At 63.4% G+C, this 20,260-nt stretch carries 13 protein-coding genes; 4 read left to right on the plus strand and 9 right to left on the minus strand.

What is annotated here, in order from left to right:
• Positions 1–95 precede the first annotated feature (95 nt).
• Positions 96–3,782 carry a choice-of-anchor I family protein gene (locus tag WDU96_RS00310; RefSeq protein WP_337336490.1) on the plus strand — a complete coding sequence of 1,229 codons (3,687 nt, stop codon included), beginning with the start codon at positions 96–98 and terminating at the stop codon, positions 3,780–3,782.
• Positions 3,783–3,850: 68 nt separating this feature from the next.
• Here the strand turns inward: WDU96_RS00310 and WDU96_RS00315 are convergent, their stop codons facing one another.
• From WDU96_RS00315 to WDU96_RS00350, 8 genes are all read right to left on the minus strand, one after another.
• Positions 3,851–4,939 carry an FUSC family protein gene (locus tag WDU96_RS00315; protein WP_337336491.1) on the minus strand — a complete coding sequence of 363 codons (1,089 nt, stop codon included), beginning with the start codon at positions 4,937–4,939 and terminating at the stop codon, positions 3,851–3,853.
• A gap of 100 nt (positions 4,940–5,039) precedes the next feature.
• On the minus strand, positions 5,040–7,316 hold the full coding sequence (locus WDU96_RS00320) for a YhgE/Pip domain-containing protein (protein ID WP_337336492.1): 2,277 nt from the start codon (positions 7,314–7,316) through the stop codon (positions 5,040–5,042).
• Positions 7,313–9,484 (minus strand): YhgE/Pip domain-containing protein, encoded by a 2,172-nt coding sequence (locus tag WDU96_RS00325; protein WP_337336493.1) that lies wholly within the window; start codon positions 9,482–9,484, stop codon positions 7,313–7,315. The genes WDU96_RS00320 and WDU96_RS00325 overlap by 4 nt, the downstream gene beginning before the upstream one ends.
• Before the next feature lie 217 nt (positions 9,485–9,701).
• Complete coding sequence (locus WDU96_RS00330) at positions 9,702–10,865, minus strand: thiolase family protein (RefSeq protein ID WP_337336494.1); 1,164 nt, start codon at positions 10,863–10,865, stop codon at positions 9,702–9,704.
• A 249-nt stretch (positions 10,866–11,114) separates the two neighbouring features.
• A complete protein-coding gene (locus WDU96_RS00335) occupies positions 11,115–12,296 on the minus strand; it encodes a bifunctional 2-methylcitrate synthase/citrate synthase (protein ID WP_337336495.1) in 1,182 nt (393 codons plus the stop codon).
• 1 nt (position 12,297) lies between these two features.
• A complete protein-coding gene (gene prpB, locus WDU96_RS00340) occupies positions 12,298–13,200 on the minus strand; it encodes a methylisocitrate lyase (protein ID WP_337336496.1) in 903 nt (300 codons plus the stop codon).
• Entirely contained in the window at positions 13,200–14,726 is a 1,527-nt protein-coding gene (locus WDU96_RS00345) for an MmgE/PrpD family protein (RefSeq protein ID WP_337336497.1), read from the minus strand. Before WDU96_RS00345 ends, prpB begins: the two co-directional genes overlap by 1 nt.
• Positions 14,723–15,400 carry a GntR family transcriptional regulator gene (locus WDU96_RS00350; RefSeq protein ID WP_337336498.1) on the minus strand — a complete coding sequence of 226 codons (678 nt, stop codon included), beginning with the start codon at positions 15,398–15,400 and terminating at the stop codon, positions 14,723–14,725. Before WDU96_RS00350 ends, WDU96_RS00345 begins: the two co-directional genes overlap by 4 nt.
• Before the next feature lie 157 nt (positions 15,401–15,557).
• On the opposite strand from WDU96_RS00350, the gene WDU96_RS00355 reads away from it, so the two are divergent.
• The 3 genes from WDU96_RS00355 (at position 15,558) to WDU96_RS00365 (ending at position 19,166) form a co-directional block, all read left to right on the plus strand.
• Positions 15,558–16,493: an ABC transporter ATP-binding protein gene (locus tag WDU96_RS00355; RefSeq protein WP_337336499.1), complete on the plus strand. Its 936-nt coding sequence runs from the start codon at positions 15,558–15,560 to the stop codon at positions 16,491–16,493.
• Positions 16,493–18,103, plus strand: coding sequence for an ABC transporter permease (locus tag WDU96_RS00360; RefSeq protein WP_337336500.1), 1,611 nt, complete (start codon positions 16,493–16,495; stop codon positions 18,101–18,103). Before WDU96_RS00355 ends, WDU96_RS00360 begins: the two co-directional genes overlap by 1 nt.
• 85 nt (positions 18,104–18,188) lie before the next feature.
• Positions 18,189–19,166, plus strand: a complete 978-nt coding sequence (locus WDU96_RS00365; RefSeq protein ID WP_337336501.1) for a zinc-binding dehydrogenase — start codon at positions 18,189–18,191, stop codon at positions 19,164–19,166.
• Positions 19,167–19,229: 63 nt separating this feature from the next.
• Here the strand turns inward: WDU96_RS00365 and WDU96_RS00370 are convergent, their stop codons facing one another.
• Entirely contained in the window at positions 19,230–20,240 is a 1,011-nt protein-coding gene (locus WDU96_RS00370; RefSeq protein ID WP_337336502.1) for an aldo/keto reductase family protein, read from the minus strand.
• Between the last annotated feature and the right edge of the window lie 20 nt (positions 20,241–20,260).

Genomic DNA, 20,260 nt, shown 5'->3' on the forward strand with positions numbered 1-20,260 from the left:
GCGGGTGTTGCTCGGTGTTCACCCCCTGGTCACCATGCACAGGTATTACTCAGGGGCGCAGTCGCGCGCCTCCGTCATCAAACTCGAGGATCACGATGCCCCTGTATTCCTTCCGCCGCACTGTCGCGATGACAGCTGTGGCGGCGCTCACCTGCTCGCTCGCGGTCGCGACCGCTTCCGCTGCTTCGGCGGCAATCGTTGCCACTCCGCCCACGTACTCAGCCGACGGCGCGGCACTCTCCCTCGCTCCGATCGGCAGCTACGAGACGGGCATCTTCGACGAATCGGCGGCTGAGATCGTTCAGGCCTACGGCGACCGGCTCTTTGTCGTGAATGCTCAGGCTGGCTCGGTCGACGTTCTCGACTACACCGATCCTGAGGCGATGGAGCTGCTCTTCTCGCTCAGCTCTGCCGGAGTCGCCAACTCGGTCGCTATTCGCGAAGACGGCCTCGGCGTCATCGCCATGGAGGCGCCGACCAAGACGGACGCCGGCCACCTCTTCTTCTTCGACGCCAACGCCGACGATGCAGGAGCGGCCGCGCTCGGCATCGTCACCGTGGGCGCTCTGCCCGACATGGTGACCTTCTCACCCGATGGCGCGTACGTCGTGTCGGCGAACGAGGGCGAACCCGACGACGACTTCGCGGTTGACCCTGAGGGAAGCGTCAGCGTCGTTGCCGTACCGGCCACGCTCACTGCCCCCACCCAGAGCGACGTGCAAACCGCGGATTTCCACGCTTTTGAGGCTGACGGCGCACTCGACGAAGACGTGCGCGTCTTCGGGCCCACTGTGGGCGATGACTATCCCGTCAGCCGCAACCTCGAGCCCGAGTACGCAACGGTCGTCGGTGGCACCGCCTACGTGACCCTGCAAGAGGCAAACGCGATCGCTGTCGTCGACCTGGCTTCCGCCACTGTGACCGCGGTCACAGCTTTGGGCTTCAAAGACCACGGCGTTGTCGGCCTTGACGCGAGCGATCGCGATCCGGAAGACAACCCCGAGTTCAACATCGACACCTACGCGGGTCTGTACGGCATGTACATGCCCGACGCGATCTCGTCGTACACCGCTGGCGACACGACCTACCTCGTGACAGCCAACGAGGGTGACGCACGCGAGTGGGGCAACTACGAAGAGCCGGTTCGCGTCAAGGATCTCGAAGAAGACGGGTTCGGCCCGGTCTGTGAAGACAGCGCCGTTGCGGACTACCTCGAAGACGAAGACCTCGGTCGTTTGAACGTCACGATTGAAAACGGATTCGACTCCGACGCAGAATGCTACGACTCGCTGTATGCCTTCGGAGCACGTTCATTTTCGATCTGGACCACCGCAGGTGACCTCGTCTGGGACTCCGGTACCTCGTTTGAAGAAGTCACCTACGCCGCCGCACCCGATTTCTTCAACTCGAACCACTCCGAGTCGAACCTCGAGGGACGCAGTGAAGACAAGGGCCCCGAAGCTGAGAGCGTCACGATCGGCGAGCTGAGCGGCCGCACCTACGCGTTCGTCGGCTTCGAGCGTGTCGGCGGCATCGCCGCGTACGACATCACCGACCCAGCAGCATCCACGTTCGTCACCTACATCAACAACCGCGACTTCGCTGAGTCGGTCGAAGATGGCGGCGATCTGGCAGCCGCTGGCGACCTCGGCCCAGAGGGCATCGCGTTCATCCCCGCTGCCGAGTCGACCACGGGCACACCGTTGCTCGCCGTCGGCAACGAGGTGTCGGGAACGACCACGCTGTTCGAGATCACCGACATGCTCGCACCAACGACCACCGAGGTCACGGTGTTGACGATCAACGACTTCCACGGCCGCATCGAGCAGAACCTCTTTGGCGGCGAGGCCGGTGCTGCTGTGCTCGCCGGTGCCGTTGACTCCTTCGAAGCCGAGAACCCGAACACGCTGTTCGTCTCGGCCGGCGACAACATCGGTGCGTCCACGTTCACCTCGAACGTGGCGCAAGACAACCCGACCATCGACGCACTCGTTGCCGCTGGACTTGATCTCGGCGCCGTGGGTAACCACGAGTTCGACCAGGGCTACGCCGACATCACCGACCGTGTGCTGCCGCGCTTCGGCTCGACGGCGCAGGGCTTGGGCGCAAACGTCTACAACATCGGAACCAACGAACCCGCGCTCGACGAGTACGCCATCGAGACGATCGACGGCGTGCGCGTAGCGTTCATCGGCACCGTGACCGAAGACACCGCGAACATCGTGAGCCCGACGGGCATCGCGACGATCGAGTTCGGCGACCAGCTCGAGGCCGCGAACCGCGTGGCAGACGAACTGACCGAAGGCGACATGGCCGACGTGATTGTGCTTCTGACCCACAGCGGCTCGGCCACCAGCGAGTGCGCAGAGGTTGCCGCTGACGCCTCGGCGTACGGCGAGCTGATTCGCGGGGCTTCCCCCGAAATCGACGCCATCGTCTCGGGACACACTCACCAGACCTACACGTGTGAGGTTGCTGACAGCGAAGGCGCCGAGCGCCCGGTCATTCAGGCACACCAGTACGGTACGACGCTGGGCAAGCTCGACTTCACTGTTGACAACGACACCAAGGAGCTCGTCTCGATCGAGACTGCGCTGGTTCCTCTCGTCGTTGACGGCGCGGCCGCCTACCCGGCAGACGAAGTCGTTGCGGCAATCGTGGCCGAGGCAAAAGAAGAAGCCGACGTGCTCGGGAATGTTGAGTCTGGCGTGATCAGCGCTGACATCCTGCGCGGTGGAACACCATCGGGTAGCGACCGCGGTGTCGAGTCAACCCTCGGCAACACCGTCGCCGATGTGTACCTCTGGGCGACCTCGAACGACGACTATGCGGGCACACCTGCACAGATCAGCATCATGAACCCCGGTGGGCTTCGCGATGACCTGCTCTACGGTGAAGACGGCACCCTGACCTACCGTCAGATCGCCAACGTGCAGCCGTTCGCCAACACACTCGTCACCGTCACTCTCACGGGTGCGCAGCTCGAGCAGATCCTCGAAGAGCAGTGGCAGCCAGGCGCCGAGCGCCCCAAGCTGCATCTGGGTATCTCTGAGGGCTTCAGCTATGAATACATCGAAGACGCGGCCGCCGGTGAGCACATCGTTTCGATGTCACTCAACGGAGTCGCGATCATGGCCGATGACGAGTTCACCGTGGTGACCAACTCGTTCCTCGCGGGTGGCGGCGACAGCTTCTTCACCTTTGCTGAGGGAACTGACCGCACCGACACCGGTCAGGTCGACCTGCAGGCGACAATCGCCTACTTCGAAGAGTTCGATGTGGTTGACCCCGCCCCGCTGGGCCGCGCGGTACTCGCCGACTCGACCGAGCCGGTGGATCCGACCGACCCGGTCGACCCGACCGACCCGACCGACCCGGAGCTGCCGGCGACCGGCACCGACTGGGCAACGATCGACATCGGATCGGGCTCGGTCGAACAGGGCGGCTCGCTGATGGTTGACATCTCGGGACTCGAGGCGGGGCAGCAGGTTGGCGCCACTCTCTACAGCGACCCGATCGTGGTGGACGGCATTCCCGCCGCAGGCACCGACGGCACCGTGTCGTTCGTGGTCAGCATTCCCACCGACCTCGAACTCGGCGCACACACGCTGGTGATCGAGTCCGACGGCTTCCAAGACATCGAGGTAGCCGTCACTGTGGTGGCACCGGGCGCTCTCGCCGTGACCGGTTCGCAGCTACCGCTGGGAATCGCGTTGGTGGCAGCCCTGATGCTGGCCTTGGGTGCGATTGCACTGATGGCACGTCGTCGGCCGGTTGCGTAGCATCCACTGATTGATCGCCTTGCGGCCTCGACCTTCGGGTCGAGGCCGCTTTGCGTGTGCCGTCAAGGTCAGGTCTGTTCGGCACCGCTGAAAGGCATCGAGGCGTCGATGATGCGTCGCAGCGACAATCCCGCCGTCCATCGGTCAGAGCGGTAGGTGATGTGCCCACCCTCCTCGCGTCCGAGGGCGTCGAGATACTCGGTCAGCATCTGCTCTGCGGTCTGCCGCTGTTCTTCAGCAGCTTCCGTCCCGTCAAACGACGCGATCAGGTCGGCGCAAGACCGAACTGACGCCGCACAGTAGCGACGGGTGTCTGCGTCGGTAAAGACCACCCCCGACTCGGCCAGTCGCGCCAACACGTCGATGAGGTTCTGCGCATGGAAGGCCATGCGTTCGAGCGATCTGAGTCGGCGATCGTTGCTGCGCTGCTCGCCTCTATGCCGACGGGCCCGCGGGTTGGCCCGGCTGCTCTCCTGAGCGCTGCGCACTTCGGAGTCAACCTCACGCAACAACCCGCTCAACGGCTCCGCAGAGGCGACGAGCACGGCAGCATCCACCGAGCGTTGCTCGATCTCATCAGCCACTTCTACCAGCGCGCCACGCAAGGCGTCACGCAAAACCGAAAGCTGCGCGTCGGCACGTTTGAGATACAACGGCGGAACGATGACGAGATTGACTACTACACCAACGAGCACCCCCCACGCCATAGTGATCAGGTACGACAGCGAATACCCATCGACGTCACGCCCACTGAGCAACATCACAAACAGCGCTGCGACCGCTACCCACTCGCGCCCAGCTCCGAGCGCGCGCACACCGCCCAGCGCAACACCGACTCCGATGATCAGCGCCATGGCGATCACCGCCGGCACGCCCCACAACACCAGCGTCACTCCCGAAACGCCCAGCGCTATTCCCAGTGCGAGCCCGAGAATCGCCTGCACCCCCGACTTTGCCGAGGCTGCCACGGTGGGGTACATGGTGACGAGCACTCCCAGTGGCGCATAGTAGGAGTACTGCTCGTCGGCGAACGGCACGTACGGCGCGCTCACCCAGGCGATCGCCGCCGCGAGCGCCGCCTTACCCGCAAGCAGAAGGCGCGCTCGATCGGTCAGCTGCCGCCACCAGCTCGCAACACTCGACGTCGGTTGAATCATGCGATCACCACCCCAACCCATTCTGTTGGTCATCGCGGTTTCGCACAGCGACTTGACGCACCCACGCAAGTGCGACTAGCGCACCCGAGAGGCAGCCGTGCTACATGAGCTTTGTCGAGTGCAGCATGCTCTCCATCTTCTCGTTGACCCCGATCAGGGGCTTACGCAACACCAAGCCGAGCAGCAGCATGGGGAGCAAAAATGCGAGCAGCCAAGCGAGCGAGATCCAATAGTCGGCGTGATAGATACCTGCCATGGCGGCACGGAAGGCATCGATCGCATGCGTGGCTGGCAGGAACGGACTGACGTTCTGGAACCACTCAGGAAGAAGCACGAGCGGGTAAGCGCCGCCCGCGCCGGCAACCTGAATGACGAGCAGGAACACCGCCAGCGCTTTTCCGGCATCGCTGAAAGACACCACGAGCGTATAGATGATGAACGTGAATACAGTCGACGTCACCCAGCCGACCAGGATGAACAGGAACGGATGTGCGGGTTGCAGGCCCACGATCAAGATGTTCCCCAAGAACACGAGTGTGCTCTGCGCCAGGCCGAGCACAGCAAACAGGCCGTATCGACCAAGGAAGCGCTCATGCAGCTTGAGCTCTTCACCGCTGCCGAAAGGCCGTGACGGCGGGTCGACACGCAAGGTCACGCTGAGCAGCAACGCGCCGACCCAGAGCGCGAGCGTCGAGTACAGCGGCGCCATGCCGGCTCCGAAGCTCACGATCGGGTAGAGGGGCCGACGATCGACGCCCACGGGGTCTGACAGCGCGTTGGCCAACAGCTCAGGGTCTGAGCCGATGACTTTGCTGACCTCGGCGAAATCGCCCGTGTCGATCGCTGAAGAAAGCAGACCCACAACGCGCTCAAGCTCCGTCGCAGTCTCGTCCATTGTCGTCGCAAGTTCGCTGTTGAGCACCGCAGCATCCTCAATCACGCCTGAGATGCCGCTCGTCGAGGTGCTGAGGCCAGCGACGTCTTCGGCGATACCCCCGAGCCCAGCGCTCAGACCGCCGAGCGTTGCGGCAAGCTCATCGAGAACAGGCTTGAGGTCGTTCTCGAAGACGGCGCTGGCATTGTCGAGCGAGGACTGCGCCGCAGTGATTCGCTGATCGATGTCGGAGTGAAACTCCTGCATGTCGCTGCTTCCCTCGGCGATGCCGTCCGCTGCTTCGCCGAGACTGAGCTGCAGAGCTTGCTCGCGCTCGATTGCGGCGTTGAGGCTGTCGACGACCAGTTGCAGTGCGGCGCGCAGATCGGCGGAGTCTGAATCCACAGCCTGAGATTGTTCCTCAGCCGAGTCATCGTCAGCCGGATCATCATCAGCCGGGTCATCATCTGCGGGCGCTTGGGGCTCTTCCTCGGGCGAGGGCGACTCGATCTCTTCGATCAGGCGGTCGCGCAACTCAACCTGCTGAGCGATGAGATCGTCGAGCTCAGAAATCATGTCGTCGATCAGTTCGATGTTGGCCGCCGCGTCGCTTGCACGCCCAGAGAACACTTCATCGAGCTCAGACGAGAAGACGCCGAGACGAGACGAACCCGTTGCAAAAGCCTCGGCGAGCACGGCCGTCGCCTGGGTGATGGCAGCATCTGCATCCTGAGCGGCGCCGAGCCCTTCTTGCACCTTGCCAGTCGCGACCGAGAACTCCGACTCGACCTTCTGAAGAAGACTGGCCCCGCCTTCAACCAACGGAATACTCGCCTCGAGAATCCCCGTGAACATCGTCGCCGTGCCTGAAGCCGCCCGCAACTGCGTGGCCACATCACTCAGATGAGCCTCTACGCGCAGGAACGCGGCCTGGGAATCGGCGCTGTCCAAGTTCTTCACAATCGAAGAGACCAGGCTCAGTGCAATGTTGCTGAGTTCCTTGGTGAACTCGGAATTGATCTTGGCAGAGAGGTCGTCGGCGCCCTCGCTGGTAATCAGCGGCGCAAGCGGGTTCGACTTGTCGTTCGTGTAGTAGTCGATGTGGGTCTGCTCCGAGCCGTCTCGGTAGAACGTCAGCATCCGCTCACTGAAGTCTTTTGGCAGCACCATCGCGGCGTAGTAGTCACCCGATTCGGTACCAGCAATCGCATCTTCTTCTGTGGTGATGATCCAGTCCATCTGGTCGTTCTCACGAAGTGCCGATTCGACCAGGCTTCCGACGTTCAAGTGGATGGGGATCAGCGGGCTGGTGTAACCCTCATCGACGCTCGCAACGGCAACCTTGAGGTTCTTGGTGTTGTCGAACGGCTCCCAGCTGCCGACCACGTTGAACCACGTGAACACCGAGGGGATGGCAATCAGTCCGCACAGCACCACAACCGCCATGACGCTACTCGTCGCGCGACGCACATCCGAGCGAAACTGCAGCAAGATTCCCTTCATCGCTTCGACTCCAGTTCTGCGAGTTGCTCACGCAATCCCGCTTCGGGCATCTCGCCGACCTCAGTGGAGAGACGAAGGCTGAAACGGATGTACTCCAGCGTGATCAGCGCGATGAAGACGACGAAGAGCCACACAACCCAGAGGCCGATGAACTCGAGCTTCGCGTCGGGGAAGATGAATCCGAGTGCTGTCAGCGCGAGCACTCCCGCTACCCCCACGATGACGATCGCTCGACGATAGCCACGGTATGACCGTGCAAACGGCACCGAGCGTTCCCTGAGCTTTTGGTTGTAGCCGGAGCGATCGGCGAGCGCGCGCAGCACATGGTTGAGGCGGTATCCGCGGCCGGCGGGTTCGCCATCCTCACTCGCGAAGAGCTCGGTGTCGCGTACTTCACTCGTGAACAGCCGCGTGACGTTTGACACATGGGGGCGAAGCACGAGTCCGAGGAAGAACGACAGCGCAGCGAACACGGCCAACATGCCGAGGTAGCGCCAATAGGCGAACCCGGCAAACCCGCTGATCACCTCACGCATAGCGTCGATGCCATAGGTGAAGGGAAAGAACGGATACATCGACTGGAAGAACTCCGGCATGAGCTGGATCGGGTAGATGCCGGATGCGCCTGGAATCTGCAGAATCACGAGGATGATCGCGAGTCCTTTTCCGATGTATCCGAACGTGACTGAGAGCGCGTAGATCACGCTGAGATATGCCAGCCCGATCAGCATCGGAGTGACGACGAACGCAAACACGTTGACGTGTTGAACACCGATGATCAGGTTGCCGATGCTCAGCGTGATCGTCTGCAGCAAGACGATGCACGCGAAGAGCGAGAACCGCCCCAGGTACTTCTGCCGTTCGGTGGCATCTGGAATGCCCTCATCGTCTACGTCGAGCTTCAAGATGACGACGAGCACGAACGCGCCGATCCACATCGACAGGTTGATGAACAGCGCACCCATCAGCGAGCCGTACGATGCGGTCGGAAAGATTGTGTGCTGGTCGACTTCAACGGGCGTCGCCATGAACTGCGCGATCTGGTCAGCGTTCAACCCGGTGAGCTCCGCGAGATCTTGGAACAGCGCTGCGCTGCCAATGGTCTGCAGATCGATGATCGCGACATTCAGATCGTCTTCAAGCAAGGCGAGGCTGTCGTCGAGGCTGCTCAGCGCGGCCGAGGTCTGCTCGAGTTGATAGTCGAGACCTTCCAGCAGCACCTCGGACTGTCCGAGAATCGTCTGCTGCGCCTCTACCGCGGCCAAGAGCGAACTGCTCGCGGCGCTCACACGACCTACGGCCTCCAGCGTGCCTGCGACCGCCTCACCCACTGCAGTAGACCCGATCACTTGGCCGGTCGCCGCCTCACCGGCGAGCCGGAGCAACTCAGCCTGCGCCTCAGCTGCGAGGTTATTGACGTCGACGAGCGTCGTCCTTGCATCAGCGAGCGTCCCGTCGATGCCCCCGATGACTGTCACACTGCTTTGAATCCCCGCCCTGGCGTCTGCGATCTCACCGTCGAGCGCGTCGAGGTCGGTGCGCGTCTGCGCGATCACCTCGGCGACTTGCTGCAAGTCGCCGATGATCTCGCCCTGCGCCGCCTCGGCGTCGGCTTCTGCGGTCGACCCGCCCTCCTGAATCGCCGTTACGACGGCCTGCGCCACTTGTTCGTTGAACGAGTCAGTGATCTGCGTCTGCAGGGTTGTCGCCGCGGTATCGGTGATCTCGGGGGCGACCCCGTTCTCTTTCTCGTTGACGTAGTAGATCAGCTTGGGCTGCGTGAAGTCACCAGATGTGATGCTCAACAGATCGGCTGAGAACGTTTCGGGAACGACGAACATCGCGTAGCTCTCACCGCTGAGCACGGATTCCATGCCCTCGTCTTCCGAGAGGAAATGCCAGCCCAGGTCGTCATTTTCCTTGAGCTGGGCGACGAGTTGATCACCGACATTCACTTCTCCGGCGAGCTCGTTGTACGCCCCCTCATCGAGGTTGACGACTGCGACGCTGAGGTTCTTTGTGTTGTCGAACGGATTCCAAAACGCCGCAATGTTGAACCATGCGTACAGCGACGGGGTGATGAGTGCGCCACCGATGATCACCATCGCCAGCGGCACGTGCAGAAGTCGCCTCGCATCACGTTTGAGAATTCGCCAGACGTTGCGCATTCGTTCGCCCCTCCGACGATCATCCAGATTTGTGACTCTGCGCGGTCGGCATTGCCGCACCCTGCCTCACACTTTCAATGCATGCTGGCACGGAAGAATCAGTCATCGACCGTCAGAGACCAAATCTCACCCCCAGTTCACCCGGCGTCGCCAGATCGGGTCACACTCGGGTACCCACCTCGTCACCCGGGGCGGTTGGCGTCGCGAGAGATCGGGGCTAGAGGCGCTCGATGATGGTGGCGTTGGCCATGCCGCCGCCCTCGCACATGGTTTGAAGCCCGAAGCGTCCACCAGTGGCCTCAAGATGCGCAACGAGCGTGCCGAGCAGTCTTGTTCCCGACGCGCCGACGGCATGACCCAGCGCGATCGCACCACCCCAGGGATTGAGCCTTGCCGGGTCTGCGTGAAGCTCCTGCAGCCACGCGAGCGGCACCGACGCGAACGCCTCATTGACCTCGTAGGCGTCAATATCGTCGATGCTGAGACCGCTGCGCTCAAGAATCCGTCTTGTCGCGGGGATCGGCCCGGTGAGCATGTACAGCGGGTCGTCGCCGACAACCGCGAATGAATGGAAGCGCGCGCGTGGCGTGAGGCCCAGTTCTTTCGCCTTCGCTTCGCTCATGATCAACGAAGCGGATGCTGCGTCAGTCAGTGGCGACGAGTTGCCGGGCGTGATGGCCCAGTCGATCTCGGGAAAGCGCGCGGCGAGCTCGTCGGTTCGAAACACTGTGGGCAGGCCAGCGAGCTTGTCTGCCGTTGTGGTGGCGCGGACCGTCTCGTCGATCGTGACATCACCCACCGGTAGAACCTGCGAGGCAAAGTGCCCATCGGCCCATGCGGATGCGGCGCGCCGGTGAGACTCGACCGAGAACTCGTCGAGCTGGGTGCGCGAGAACCCCCACTTCGTCGCGATCAGCTCGGCCGACACCCCCTGGTTCACCAGTCCCTCGGGGTAGCGCTTTTGCATCAGGGCAGAGGGTGAAGCGTCAGCCCATGCAGACCCGAGCGGCACGCGCGACATCGACTCGACCCCACCCGCGATCGCGACGTCATACGCACCGGAAATGACGCCCTGCGCGGCGAAGTGAGCAGCCTGCTGGCTCGACCCGCACTGCCGGTCGATGGTGGTGGCAGGAACGGATTCGTCAAAGCCTGCCGCGAGCACGGCCTGCCTGCCGATGTTCATCGACTGATCGCCGATCTGGCTGACACAGCCAAAAAGCACATCGTCGATCTGCGTGGATTCGAGTCCGTTTCGCTCGAGGAGTGCCGTGAGAACTCCCGCCGCAAGGTCGACCGGGTGCATCGCGCTGAGCGCTCCCCCTCGCTTGCCTCGGCCTGCAGGGGTGCGAACGACATCGACGATCACGGCGGTGTGCATGGTTCGATTCTGCCACCGGCGCGCGCCCTGCGGTGCGCTACCACGCGCAAAACGGCCGGGCGATTGCACGCCACGCCGGGCGCGTCGCCCGGAACCCGCAGCATCCACCAAACCCCCGGCCGTTTCGTCGCCCGCAACGGGCAGGCACCCGCCCACGCGCGCCGCACACACCCGCCCGCACACACCTGCGGCACCCGCACGCACCTCCCGGCGCGCGGCGCGCACCGGCGCGCCGCGCGGCCGCGCTGGTTACTGCGCTTCGGCGGGCCGCTCGGCGGCCGCCAGCACCGCGGCATCCACGACGTATCCCTCGATATGGCGCTCATCGGGTCCGTTGTATTCGCTGAGCGGACGAATGAGGGCGTTGGCCGCAGCCTGCTCCATGATGTGCGCAGTCCACCCTGTGACACGCGCCGCCACGAACAGCGGGGTGAAGGTCAGCGTGTCGAACCCGATCAGGTTGTACGCGGGCCCCGAGGGATAGTCGAGGTTCGGGTAAATGCCCTTGCGTGAGACGAACTCGCTCTCGAGCGTGTCGTACAGCGCGGCAACCTCCGGGCGGTCGTAGTGCTCCACGAGCGCGTCGAGCGCAGCCTTCATCGTCGGTACGCGTGAATCACCTCGCTTGTACACGCGGTGCCCGAAGCCCATGATCTTGCGCTTCTCAGCGAGGGCTGTGTCGAGCCACGCGTTGACGTTCTCGGCGGAGCCGATCTCGTCGAAGATGTGCAGCACGGCTTCGTTTGCACCACCGTGCAGTGCGCCCTTGAGGGCACCGATGGCGCCGACGACGGCCGAGTAGAGATCGCTCGTGGTCGAGGTGATCACCCGAGCTGTGAAGGTCGAGGCGTTGAACGAGTGCTCTGCGTACAAGATCATCGACTGGTTGAACGCGTCGACCACAAGTTCGTCGGCTTCTTCACCAAACGTCATCCACAAGAAGTTCGCCGCGTAGTCGAGGTCATCGCGCGGGGCGACGATTTCTTCGCCGCGGCGACGACGCTGGCCGTACGCGACGATTGCCGGAAGCACCGCGAACAGCCGAACGCTGCGCTCAAGATTGTCTTCGACGCTGCCGCCGGCTTCAAGCACCGAGCCGTTGCCGGCAAGGTCACGTGCGCCGATGAGGCTCGCCGCGGTGCGCACCTCGTCCATCGGGTGCGCGTCGAGGGGAACGAGATCGATCGCTGCCTTCACATCGGCGGGCAGCGCGCGGTTCTCGCGCTCAGTCGCGCGAAGGTCGGCGAGCGCAGCATCCGTGGGCAACTCACCGTTCCACAGCAGATAGGCCACCGCTTCGAACGGTTGCGTTGCCGCCAGCTCGTGCACCGGGTACCCGCGGTAAAGCAGCGAGTTCGTCTCGGGATTCACTTTCGAGACTGCCGTGTAGTCGACGACGACCCCGGCGAGTCCCTTCTTAATGTCGGTCATCTCAGTCCTTCACAATCTCAAAGTTGAAGATGTCTTGGTCAAAGTGGTTGTACTGCTCGTAGTCGATCAGCTCGTAAAGGTCGGCCCGGTGCTGCATCTCGTCGAGCTTGTTCGTGAGATGCCCCTCATCAAGCAGAGTATCGAGCGCTCGGGATGCTGCGCCCATAGCGATCCGCAACAGCGACACCGGCCAGATGACGATGTTGACTCCGGCGCTGCGAAGCTGCTCGCTTGAGAACAGCTCACTCTTGCCGAACTCGGTCATATTGGCGAGGATCGGCACGTCAAGAGCGGTGCGCATCGCCTCGAACTCGGCGAGGCTGCGCATCGCCTCGGGGAAGATCGCGTCAGCGCCAGCATCCACCAGTGCCTTGGCCCGATCAATAGCGGCATCGATACCGTCGACCGCCGCGATGTCGGTGCGAGCCATGATCAAGAAATTCGGGTCTCGCCGCGCATCTACCGCCGCACGGATGCGCTTGACGGCGGTGCCTTCGTCAACCACCGCTTTGCCGTCAAGGTGCCCGCAGCGTTTGGGGTTGATCTGGTCTTCGATGTGCGTTCCCGCAAGCCCCGCGTCTTCGAGTGTCTGAATCGTGCGAGCGACATTCATCGGCTCACCGAAACCGGTGTCGGCATCGATGATCGCAGGCAGATCAGTCATGCGAGCGATCTGCTGCCCGCGGCCCGCGACCTCGGTCAGCGTAGTGAGCCCGATGTCGGGCAACCCAAGATCTGCTGAGAGCACCGCGCCTGAGATGTAGACGCCCTCGAAACCCTTGCGTTCGATCATGCGGGCGCTCAGCGGGTTGAAGGCGCCCGGAAAACGCAGCAGCTCGCCAGAGGCCAGCCGCTCACGGAACAGGCGACGCTTCTCGTGCGCGGGAACAGTCGAATGCAGCATCAGAACAGGCCCTTGGGCGCGGGCGCCGCCGCCAACACCCCGGGCTTTGCGACGATGGTCAGTTCACGCACCTCTTCTACGGTGAGTTCCGGCAACCGTTCGGCCAAATCGAGGAACCGCTCGATCTCCGCTTCTTCGAGCACCGGCTCTGCGAGCAGACGGAACTTGCGGATGTAGTCCTCGCGGACGAAGGGCCGCGCGCCGAGCGGATGGGCGTCGGCCACCGCGATCTCGTCTTCGAGCACCGTGCCGTCGGTCATCGTGATCACCACGCGTCCGCCGAATGCCTTCTCGTTGGGGTCTTCGGAGTGGTATCGACGTGTCCATTCGGCGTCTTCGGCGGTGGTGATCTTGTGCCACAGCGCCACCGTGTCTTCGCGGCCCGCACGCGAGGGTGCATACGAGTCGACGTGGTGCCACCCGCCGTCTTGAAGGGCGACGGCGAAGATATAGGGAATCGAGTGGTCGAGGGTCTCACGCGATGCCGTGGGGTCGTACTTCTGCGGGTCGTTTGCGCCAGAGCCGATGACGTAGTGCGTGTGGTGCGAAGTGTGCAGCACGATCGACTCAACGTTGGCAGGGTCCATCGCCGCGGGCGATTCGCTGTGCAGCTTGCGTGCAAGGTCAATCCACGCCTGCGCCTGGTACTCCGCAGAGTGCTCTTTTGTGTAGGTATCGAGAATGCCCCGCTTGGGCTCCCCTGCGGTCGGCAACGGCACCTCGTACGAGGCGTCGGGTCCGTCGAGCATCCAGGCGATGACCCCGTCTTCACCCTCGTAGATGGGCGACGGTGAAGTCTCGCCGCGCATCGCGCGGTCGACAGCCTCAACGGCCATCTTTCCGGCGAAGGCGGGGGCGTGCGCCTTCCATGTCGAGATCTCGCCCTTGCGCGATTGACGCGTGGCGGTCGTGGTGTGCAGCGCCTGACCGACGGCCTGGTAGATCGTCTCTGTGTCGAGGCCCAGCAGAGTTCCGATACCCGCCGCAGCTGATGGTCCGAGGTGTGCGACGTGGTCGATCTTGTGCTTGTGCAGCGAGATCGCCCTCACCAGGTCGACCTGGATCTCATAGCCGGTCGCGAGACCTCGGACGAGCGCATGACCGTCGGCGCCGACGTGCTGAGCTACTGCCACGATCGGCGGAATGTTGTCACCCGGGTGAGAGTACTCCGCCGCCAAGAAGGTGTCGTGATAGTCGAGTTCGCGCACGGCGACGCCGTTTGCCCATGCGGCCCATTCGGGAGAGGTACGACGTTCCACGTTGCAGCCGAAGATGCTCGCACCCTTGCCCCCCACCGACACCGGGTGATCAAGCGCTTGCTGACGGGCAGCGCTCACCGGGGCACGTGTGATCGAAGCGGCAGCGACCGCGGCGTTGTCGATCACGCGGTTGATGATCATGTCGACCACTGCTTGCTCAACCTCTACGGGGTCGACGGCGATCTCGGCGATGCGCCAAGCGAGCTGACCCTCGCGCGCGAGATTCTCGTCACTGCGGTGGGCGCGAAGATGGTGGTTGACGGTCATGCTGCTCCTTGGGTCGATGGCGATGCTGCTGGCGACCCGCCGGTTGGCGAGTCGAGAGCGGTCAGGATGCTGCTCAGCGCGTTGTGCAGGTGCACGTGGGTTGCGTGGGCAGCCAGGTCGGCGTCGCGCGCCGCGATTGCAGACGCGATCAGGCGGTGCTCGGCGACGGATGCCGCAAGCCGGTCGGGGTTGTCGCGCGCGAGCCGGCGCACGCGAACCAGATGAGTGCGCACGTTGCGCAGCGCTGAAGTGAGGTAGTCGTTCACTACGGCCGCATCGAGTTGCGCGTCGAACTGCGCAATCAGCGAGTAGTAGGCATCGAGGTCGTCACCGTGAGTGAGAGTCGCCTGCCCGAAAGCGAGAGCAAGCTCTGCGAAAGCGGACGCATCGCCCCGCTCGGCCGCCAAGCGAGCTGCAGTCTCTTCGAGCGCACGTCGCAGTTCGAAGAGTTCGCGAATGTCGCTGGTATCCACATCGCTCACCACGGTGACTCGCGGCGACTGCTGAACGGCGAGTCCGTCAGTGGTCAGCCGGCTGAGCGCTTCTCGCAGCGGGGTTCGACTCACACCGAGGCGGGTGGACTGCTCAACTTCTGCGAGAACTGCGCCGGGAGCAAGCACTCCGGACTGAATCTCGTCAAGCAGAATGGCGTAGGCGCGATCACTTGCCCGCATGCTCACCTCCGCTGGACGACTCTGGTATTTAGTGTATACACAAGTAGCACCGCGCGCCACAGACTTCAATGCTTTTTGCTTTAACGTATACATAATTGAAGCGCCGTGGTAGGGCATGTATTCACAAACCTCGGCGGTCGGCGTAAAGTCAGCGACCATGAGCGATCTCATCCGCACGCGCGCACTCACCAAGCACTACGGCAAGGTCCGTGCTCTCGACGGTCTCGACCTCGCGGTGCGCGAAGGACAGGTGCATGGCTTTCTCGGCCCGAACGGCGCTGGCAAGTCGACCGCCATCCGCGTGCTGCTCGGGCTTGCCCGCGCGAGCGGCGGCGAAGTGCACGTTTTCGGCGCCGACCCGTGGCGGCAAGCAGCATCTCTGCACACGCGCATCGCCTACGTTCCCGGAGACGTCAGCGTGTGGCCGAACCTCTCGGGTGGTGAAGCGATCGACTTCCTGGCGCGACTGCGAGGAGCCGACCGAAAAGGCACCCGCTACCTCGAGAGCAAAGAACGACTCATGAACACGCTCGAGTTCGACCCCCGCAAGAAGGGACGAGCCTATTCCAAGGGAAACCGGCAGAAGGTCGCGCTGATCGCCGCTTTCGCGGTACCAGCCGATCTGTACATTCTCGACGAGCCCACGAGCGGCCTCGACCCTCTGATGGAAGTGGTCTTTCGCCAAGAGATCGCTCGGGTGAAAGCCGAAGGCGCCACGGTGCTGTTGTCGAGCCATATCCTCTCGGAAGTCGAACTGCTGTGCGATCAGGTGAGCATCATTCGCGCCGGGCGGATCGTCGAAAGCGGCACTCTCGCAGATCTGCGTCATCTCACCCGCACCGAGGTCTCTTTCGAAGGCTCGGATGCTGCACCTGCAGCAGCTCTCGCTGACGCGCACAACGTGATCACCGACCAGGGTCGCGTCACATTCACCGTCGACAGCGATCGCATCACCGCTCTGCTGCCCACTTTGGCCTCGTGGCAGGTCGCCGGGCTCAGAGTGACTCCGCCCTCGCTGGAAGAGCTGTTCCTGCGCCACTATGGTTCGACAGCCGAGACGCACCCCGGCGACGTGCGAGCAGACTCCCGATGATGGGCGCCCTGCTCGCGCAGCGAGCCAGACGTGACGCTAGACAGCTGTTGATGTGGGTCATTGGCACCGCCGCGATGGCAGGCCTTGGCTACGTCGGGGTTGTCAGCTCCTTTGCGACCGAGCAAGAACGCGCCGCGCTGTTGGCTGCCGCCATTGCCAATCCGGTCATACTGCTATTTCGCGGATTGCCGTCGGGCGCCGACGAAGCGGCATTCATCGTCTTTCTCATCTTTCCGTGGCTGGCCATTCTCGCGTCGATGATGAGCTTGTTCCTCGCCGTGCGGCACACCCGCGGCGATGAAGAGGAAGGGCGCGCCGAACTGGTTTCTGCTACGCCCGCTGGCCGCACCCGGCCGGTGCTCGCGGCCGCTATTCATGGCTTCTTCGCCAACATCGCACTCGCGTTGCTGACCGCGGTCGCCTTCATCGCCGTGGGGTTGGACGCCATGGGATCTTTGATCGCTGGCGCAGCGGCCGGGGCCGTCGGCATCAGCTTTCTCGGAGTCGGGCTGATGGCCGCTCAGCTGATGCGCACGTCGCGCGGCGCCAATGCGGTCGCAGTGTGGGTCATGCTGACGACCTTTCTGCTCTGCGGGGTCGGCAACGCCATTGGAACCCCGAGTGACGACCTCACCCGCATGGAAAGCTCGTGGCTCACCTGGCTTTCACCATTCGGCTGGGGCGAGAATGTGCGCCCGTTCTCTGACGACCTCCTTTGGCCCTTGCTGCTGTGCCTTGCGCTCGGGGGCGCCCTCTCAGCGGCTGCGATCCTGCTGGCATCAAGACGCGATCTCGGCGAGAGCTTCGTCGCTGAACGGCTCGGCCCTGCCTCTGCCACCGCGGCGCTTGCCACGCCGACCGGGCTCGCCTGGCGGCTCGCGCGCGGCGGCGCGCTCGGCTGGGCAGTCGGCGGATTGCTGGTGGGAATTCTGGCCACAACACTCGCGACCGTCGTCGAAGAGATCGGCGCCGACAATCCGTCGGTGCAAGAGATGATCAACCAGATTGCTGGTGCCGGCGATATCGAGCAGGCGACTTTGACCACCTTCTTCACCATGCTCGGCGTGCTTGCGGCATGCGCGGGTGTTCAGGTGATGTGTCGGGCACGACAAGAAGAAACTCGCGGCACCGCCGAGATCGTCCTCGCCTCGCCCGTCGCTCGCGTGCACTGGCTCGCCGGGTATCTGGCCGTAGGGGTTGCCGTCGTGCTGATCGTTGTGGGGGCCGCGTTCGCGGGCGCTGCTGTCGGCATCGCTTCGCAGGGCTCGTCGTGGAATGCGATGCGCGATGCTGTGGTGACCGGAAGCGGACAAGCAGTTGCGGCGTCCGTGTTCGTCGTGGCGACTGCTCTTGTCTTCACGCTCGCGCCTCGCCTTACGATTCCCCTCGGGTGGAGTTTCATTGCACTTGCTGCTGTCTTGGGCCTATTCGGGCCAATCTTCGGCTTGCCCGAATGGTTGGTGCACCTCTCCCCGGTCGGCGTCGCCCCCATCGTCAGTGGCGACGGCGTTGACGTGCGAGGACTCTGGTGGCTCGTGGCGGCCATCGCCATCGGAGTACTCGCGGCGCTGTCATTGATGCGTCGGCGGGAGCTCGCCCCGTCGGAATAGCCAGTGGCGGCTCACAACGCCTTTTTCGCGCCCCGGGGCCTGCGCGCGTGAAAGAGTGGCGGGAGAACGAATTAAGGAGCTCCATATGCGCGCAATCGTCCAGCAGCAGTTCGGCAACCCGGCAGACGTCCTCGCCGTCGAGGAGGTGCCGCAGATCGAACCCGGATCGGGCGAAGTGCGACTGCGCGTAGTGCTCTCACCTATTCACAACCATGATCTGTGGACTGTACGCGGGGAATACGGTTTCGTTCCCGACCTTCCAGCACGGGCTGGCACCGAAGCGGTCGGAATCGTCGATGCGATCGGTGAGGGTGTGCACAGCCTCGAAGTCGGGCAGCGCGTGGCGGTCGCCGGCACGTTCGGAGTGTGGGCGGAATACGTGATCGCGCGCGCAAGCGGCCTCATTCCGGTGCCCGATGGCGTACCCGACGAAATGGCCGCGCAGTTGGTGGCGATGCCCTTCAGCGCCATCAGCCTCATCGACAGCCTCAACCTCAATGAAGGCGATTGGCTCGTTCAGAATGCAGCGAACGGAGCGGTCGGGCGTCTTGTTGCTCAGCTCGCCTCCGCGCGCGGCATCAATGTATTGGGCCTGGTCCGCCGAGAAGCGGGCATCGCAGAACTCGCCGCCCAGGGAATTCACCGCGTCGTGGCTACCGACACCGACGACTGGGTTGACCAGGCACGCGAAGTGACCGGCGGTGCGCCAATCATCGCGGCCGTCGACTCAGTAGGCGGCTCAGCCAGCGGCAAGATGCTCACGCTGCTCGGCGAAGGCGGCACGCTGGTGGTCTTCGGGGCGATGGACTCGTCGCTGATGAAACTGCCTTCAGGGCCCATCATCTTCCGCGATCTCACCGTGCGAGGATTCTGGGGCTCGACGGTCATCACGAAGCTGTCGGCAGACAAGCGTCAGGCGCTGTTCGGCGAGCTCAACGAGCGCATCGCATCGGGTGTGCTCACGTTGCCCGTCGAGGCGATCTATTCGCTCGACGAGATCGCGAAAGCTGTCACCGCAAATGGCGAAGCGGGCCGCGCGGGCAAGGTGCTGCTGCGCCCCTGACGCTCAGGCCGCAGCGATGGTCGCTTCGAGCGCGTCGATGATGCTCTCGAAGCGACCACTGGCTCAGACGCGGGTCTTGGGCGACACCGAGTAGGTTTCTTCGGGGTCGGTGATGGCGACAGGCGCAAGCGCAGCATCCATCGCTTCGAGGAGGTCAGCGTCGAGGGTCACGCCCGATGCCTTGACCGAGTCTTCGAGTTGCTCCGGGCGTGAGGCACCCACGAGCGCTGCCGCGACGTTCTTGTTCTGCAATACCCAAGCGATCGCGAGCTGCGGCATGGTGAGACCCGCTTGCTCGGCGAGCGGCTTGAGTTTCTGCACCGCCTCAAGCACTTCATCGCGCAGAAAACTCTTGATGAACTGTGCGCCGCTTTTGTCGTCGGTAGCACGTGACCCTGCAGGAAGAGGCTGACCGGGAAGGTACTTGCCGCTGAGCACTCCCTGCGCCATCGGCGACCACACGATTTGCGACATGCCAAGGCCCTCTGACGTGGGCACGACCTTGTTCTCGATGACGCGCCATAGCGCCGAGTACTGCGGCTGGTTCGACACCAGCTGAAAGTTCATCTGCTTCGCGAGTGCGTGGCCTTCGCGCAACTGCTCAGCTGTCCACTCCGACACCCCGATGTAGAGCGCCTTGCCCTGACGGACAATATCGGCGAATGCCTGCATCGTCTCTTCGATCGGTGTCTCGTAGTCGTATCGGTGCGCCTGATAGAGGTCGACGTAGTCCAATCCGAGGCGGTTGAGTGAGCCGTTGATGCTCTCGAAGATGTGCTTGCGCGACAGGCCGGTGTCGTTCGCGCCCTTGGGCCCGGTCGGCCAATAGACCTTCGTGAAGATCTCAAGCGACTCACGCCGCTGTCCTTTGAGCGCTTCGCCGAGAATAGATTCCGCCGCCGTGTTCGCATAGGTGTCGGCAGTGTCAAAGCTCGTGATTCCGAGATCGAGCGCCTTGTGCACCGTGGCGATGGCAGCGTCGTTCTCGACCTGTGATGCGTGCGTCACCCAGTTGCCATAGGTGATCTCTGTGACTTTGAAGCCGCTGTTGCCGAGATAGCGATAGTTGACCATTGCTCCAGCGTATCCGGCAC

Source organism: Microbacterium marmarense (assembly GCF_037204165.1).
Taxonomy (GTDB): Bacteria; Actinomycetota; Actinomycetes; order Actinomycetales; family Microbacteriaceae; genus Microbacterium; species Microbacterium marmarense.

Excerpts from the sequence above, each read along its gene's own strand:
- WDU96_RS00345 (WP_337336497.1), bottom strand. The coding sequence starts at position 14,726 with ATGACCGTCAACCACCATCTTCGCGCCCACCGCAGTGACGAGAATCTC.
- WDU96_RS00310 (WP_337336490.1), top strand. The coding sequence starts at position 96 with ATGCCCCTGTATTCCTTCCGCCGCACTGTCGCGATGACAGCTGTGGCG.
- WDU96_RS00370 (WP_337336502.1), bottom strand. The coding sequence starts at position 20,240 with ATGGTCAACTATCGCTATCTCGGCAACAGCGGCTTCAAAGTCACAGAG.
- WDU96_RS00350 (WP_337336498.1), bottom strand. The coding sequence starts at position 15,400 with ATGCGGGCAAGTGATCGCGCCTACGCCATTCTGCTTGACGAGATTCAG.
- WDU96_RS00315 (WP_337336491.1), bottom strand. The coding sequence starts at position 4,939 with ATGATTCAACCGACGTCGAGTGTTGCGAGCTGGTGGCGGCAGCTGACC.
- WDU96_RS00330 (WP_337336494.1), bottom strand. The coding sequence starts at position 10,865 with ATGCACACCGCCGTGATCGTCGATGTCGTTCGCACCCCTGCAGGCCGA.
- WDU96_RS00320 (WP_337336492.1), bottom strand. The coding sequence starts at position 7,316 with ATGAAGGGAATCTTGCTGCAGTTTCGCTCGGATGTGCGTCGCGCGACG.
- WDU96_RS00335 (WP_337336495.1), bottom strand. The coding sequence starts at position 12,296 with ATGACCGACATTAAGAAGGGACTCGCCGGGGTCGTCGTCGACTACACG.
- WDU96_RS00365 (WP_337336501.1), top strand. The coding sequence starts at position 18,189 with ATGCGCGCAATCGTCCAGCAGCAGTTCGGCAACCCGGCAGACGTCCTC.
- WDU96_RS00355 (WP_337336499.1), top strand. The coding sequence starts at position 15,558 with ATGAGCGATCTCATCCGCACGCGCGCACTCACCAAGCACTACGGCAAG.
- WDU96_RS00325 (WP_337336493.1), bottom strand. The coding sequence starts at position 9,484 with ATGCGCAACGTCTGGCGAATTCTCAAACGTGATGCGAGGCGACTTCTG.
- WDU96_RS00360 (WP_337336500.1), top strand. The coding sequence starts at position 16,493 with ATGGGCGCCCTGCTCGCGCAGCGAGCCAGACGTGACGCTAGACAGCTG.
- prpB (WP_337336496.1), bottom strand. The coding sequence starts at position 13,200 with ATGCTGCATTCGACTGTTCCCGCGCACGAGAAGCGTCGCCTGTTCCGT.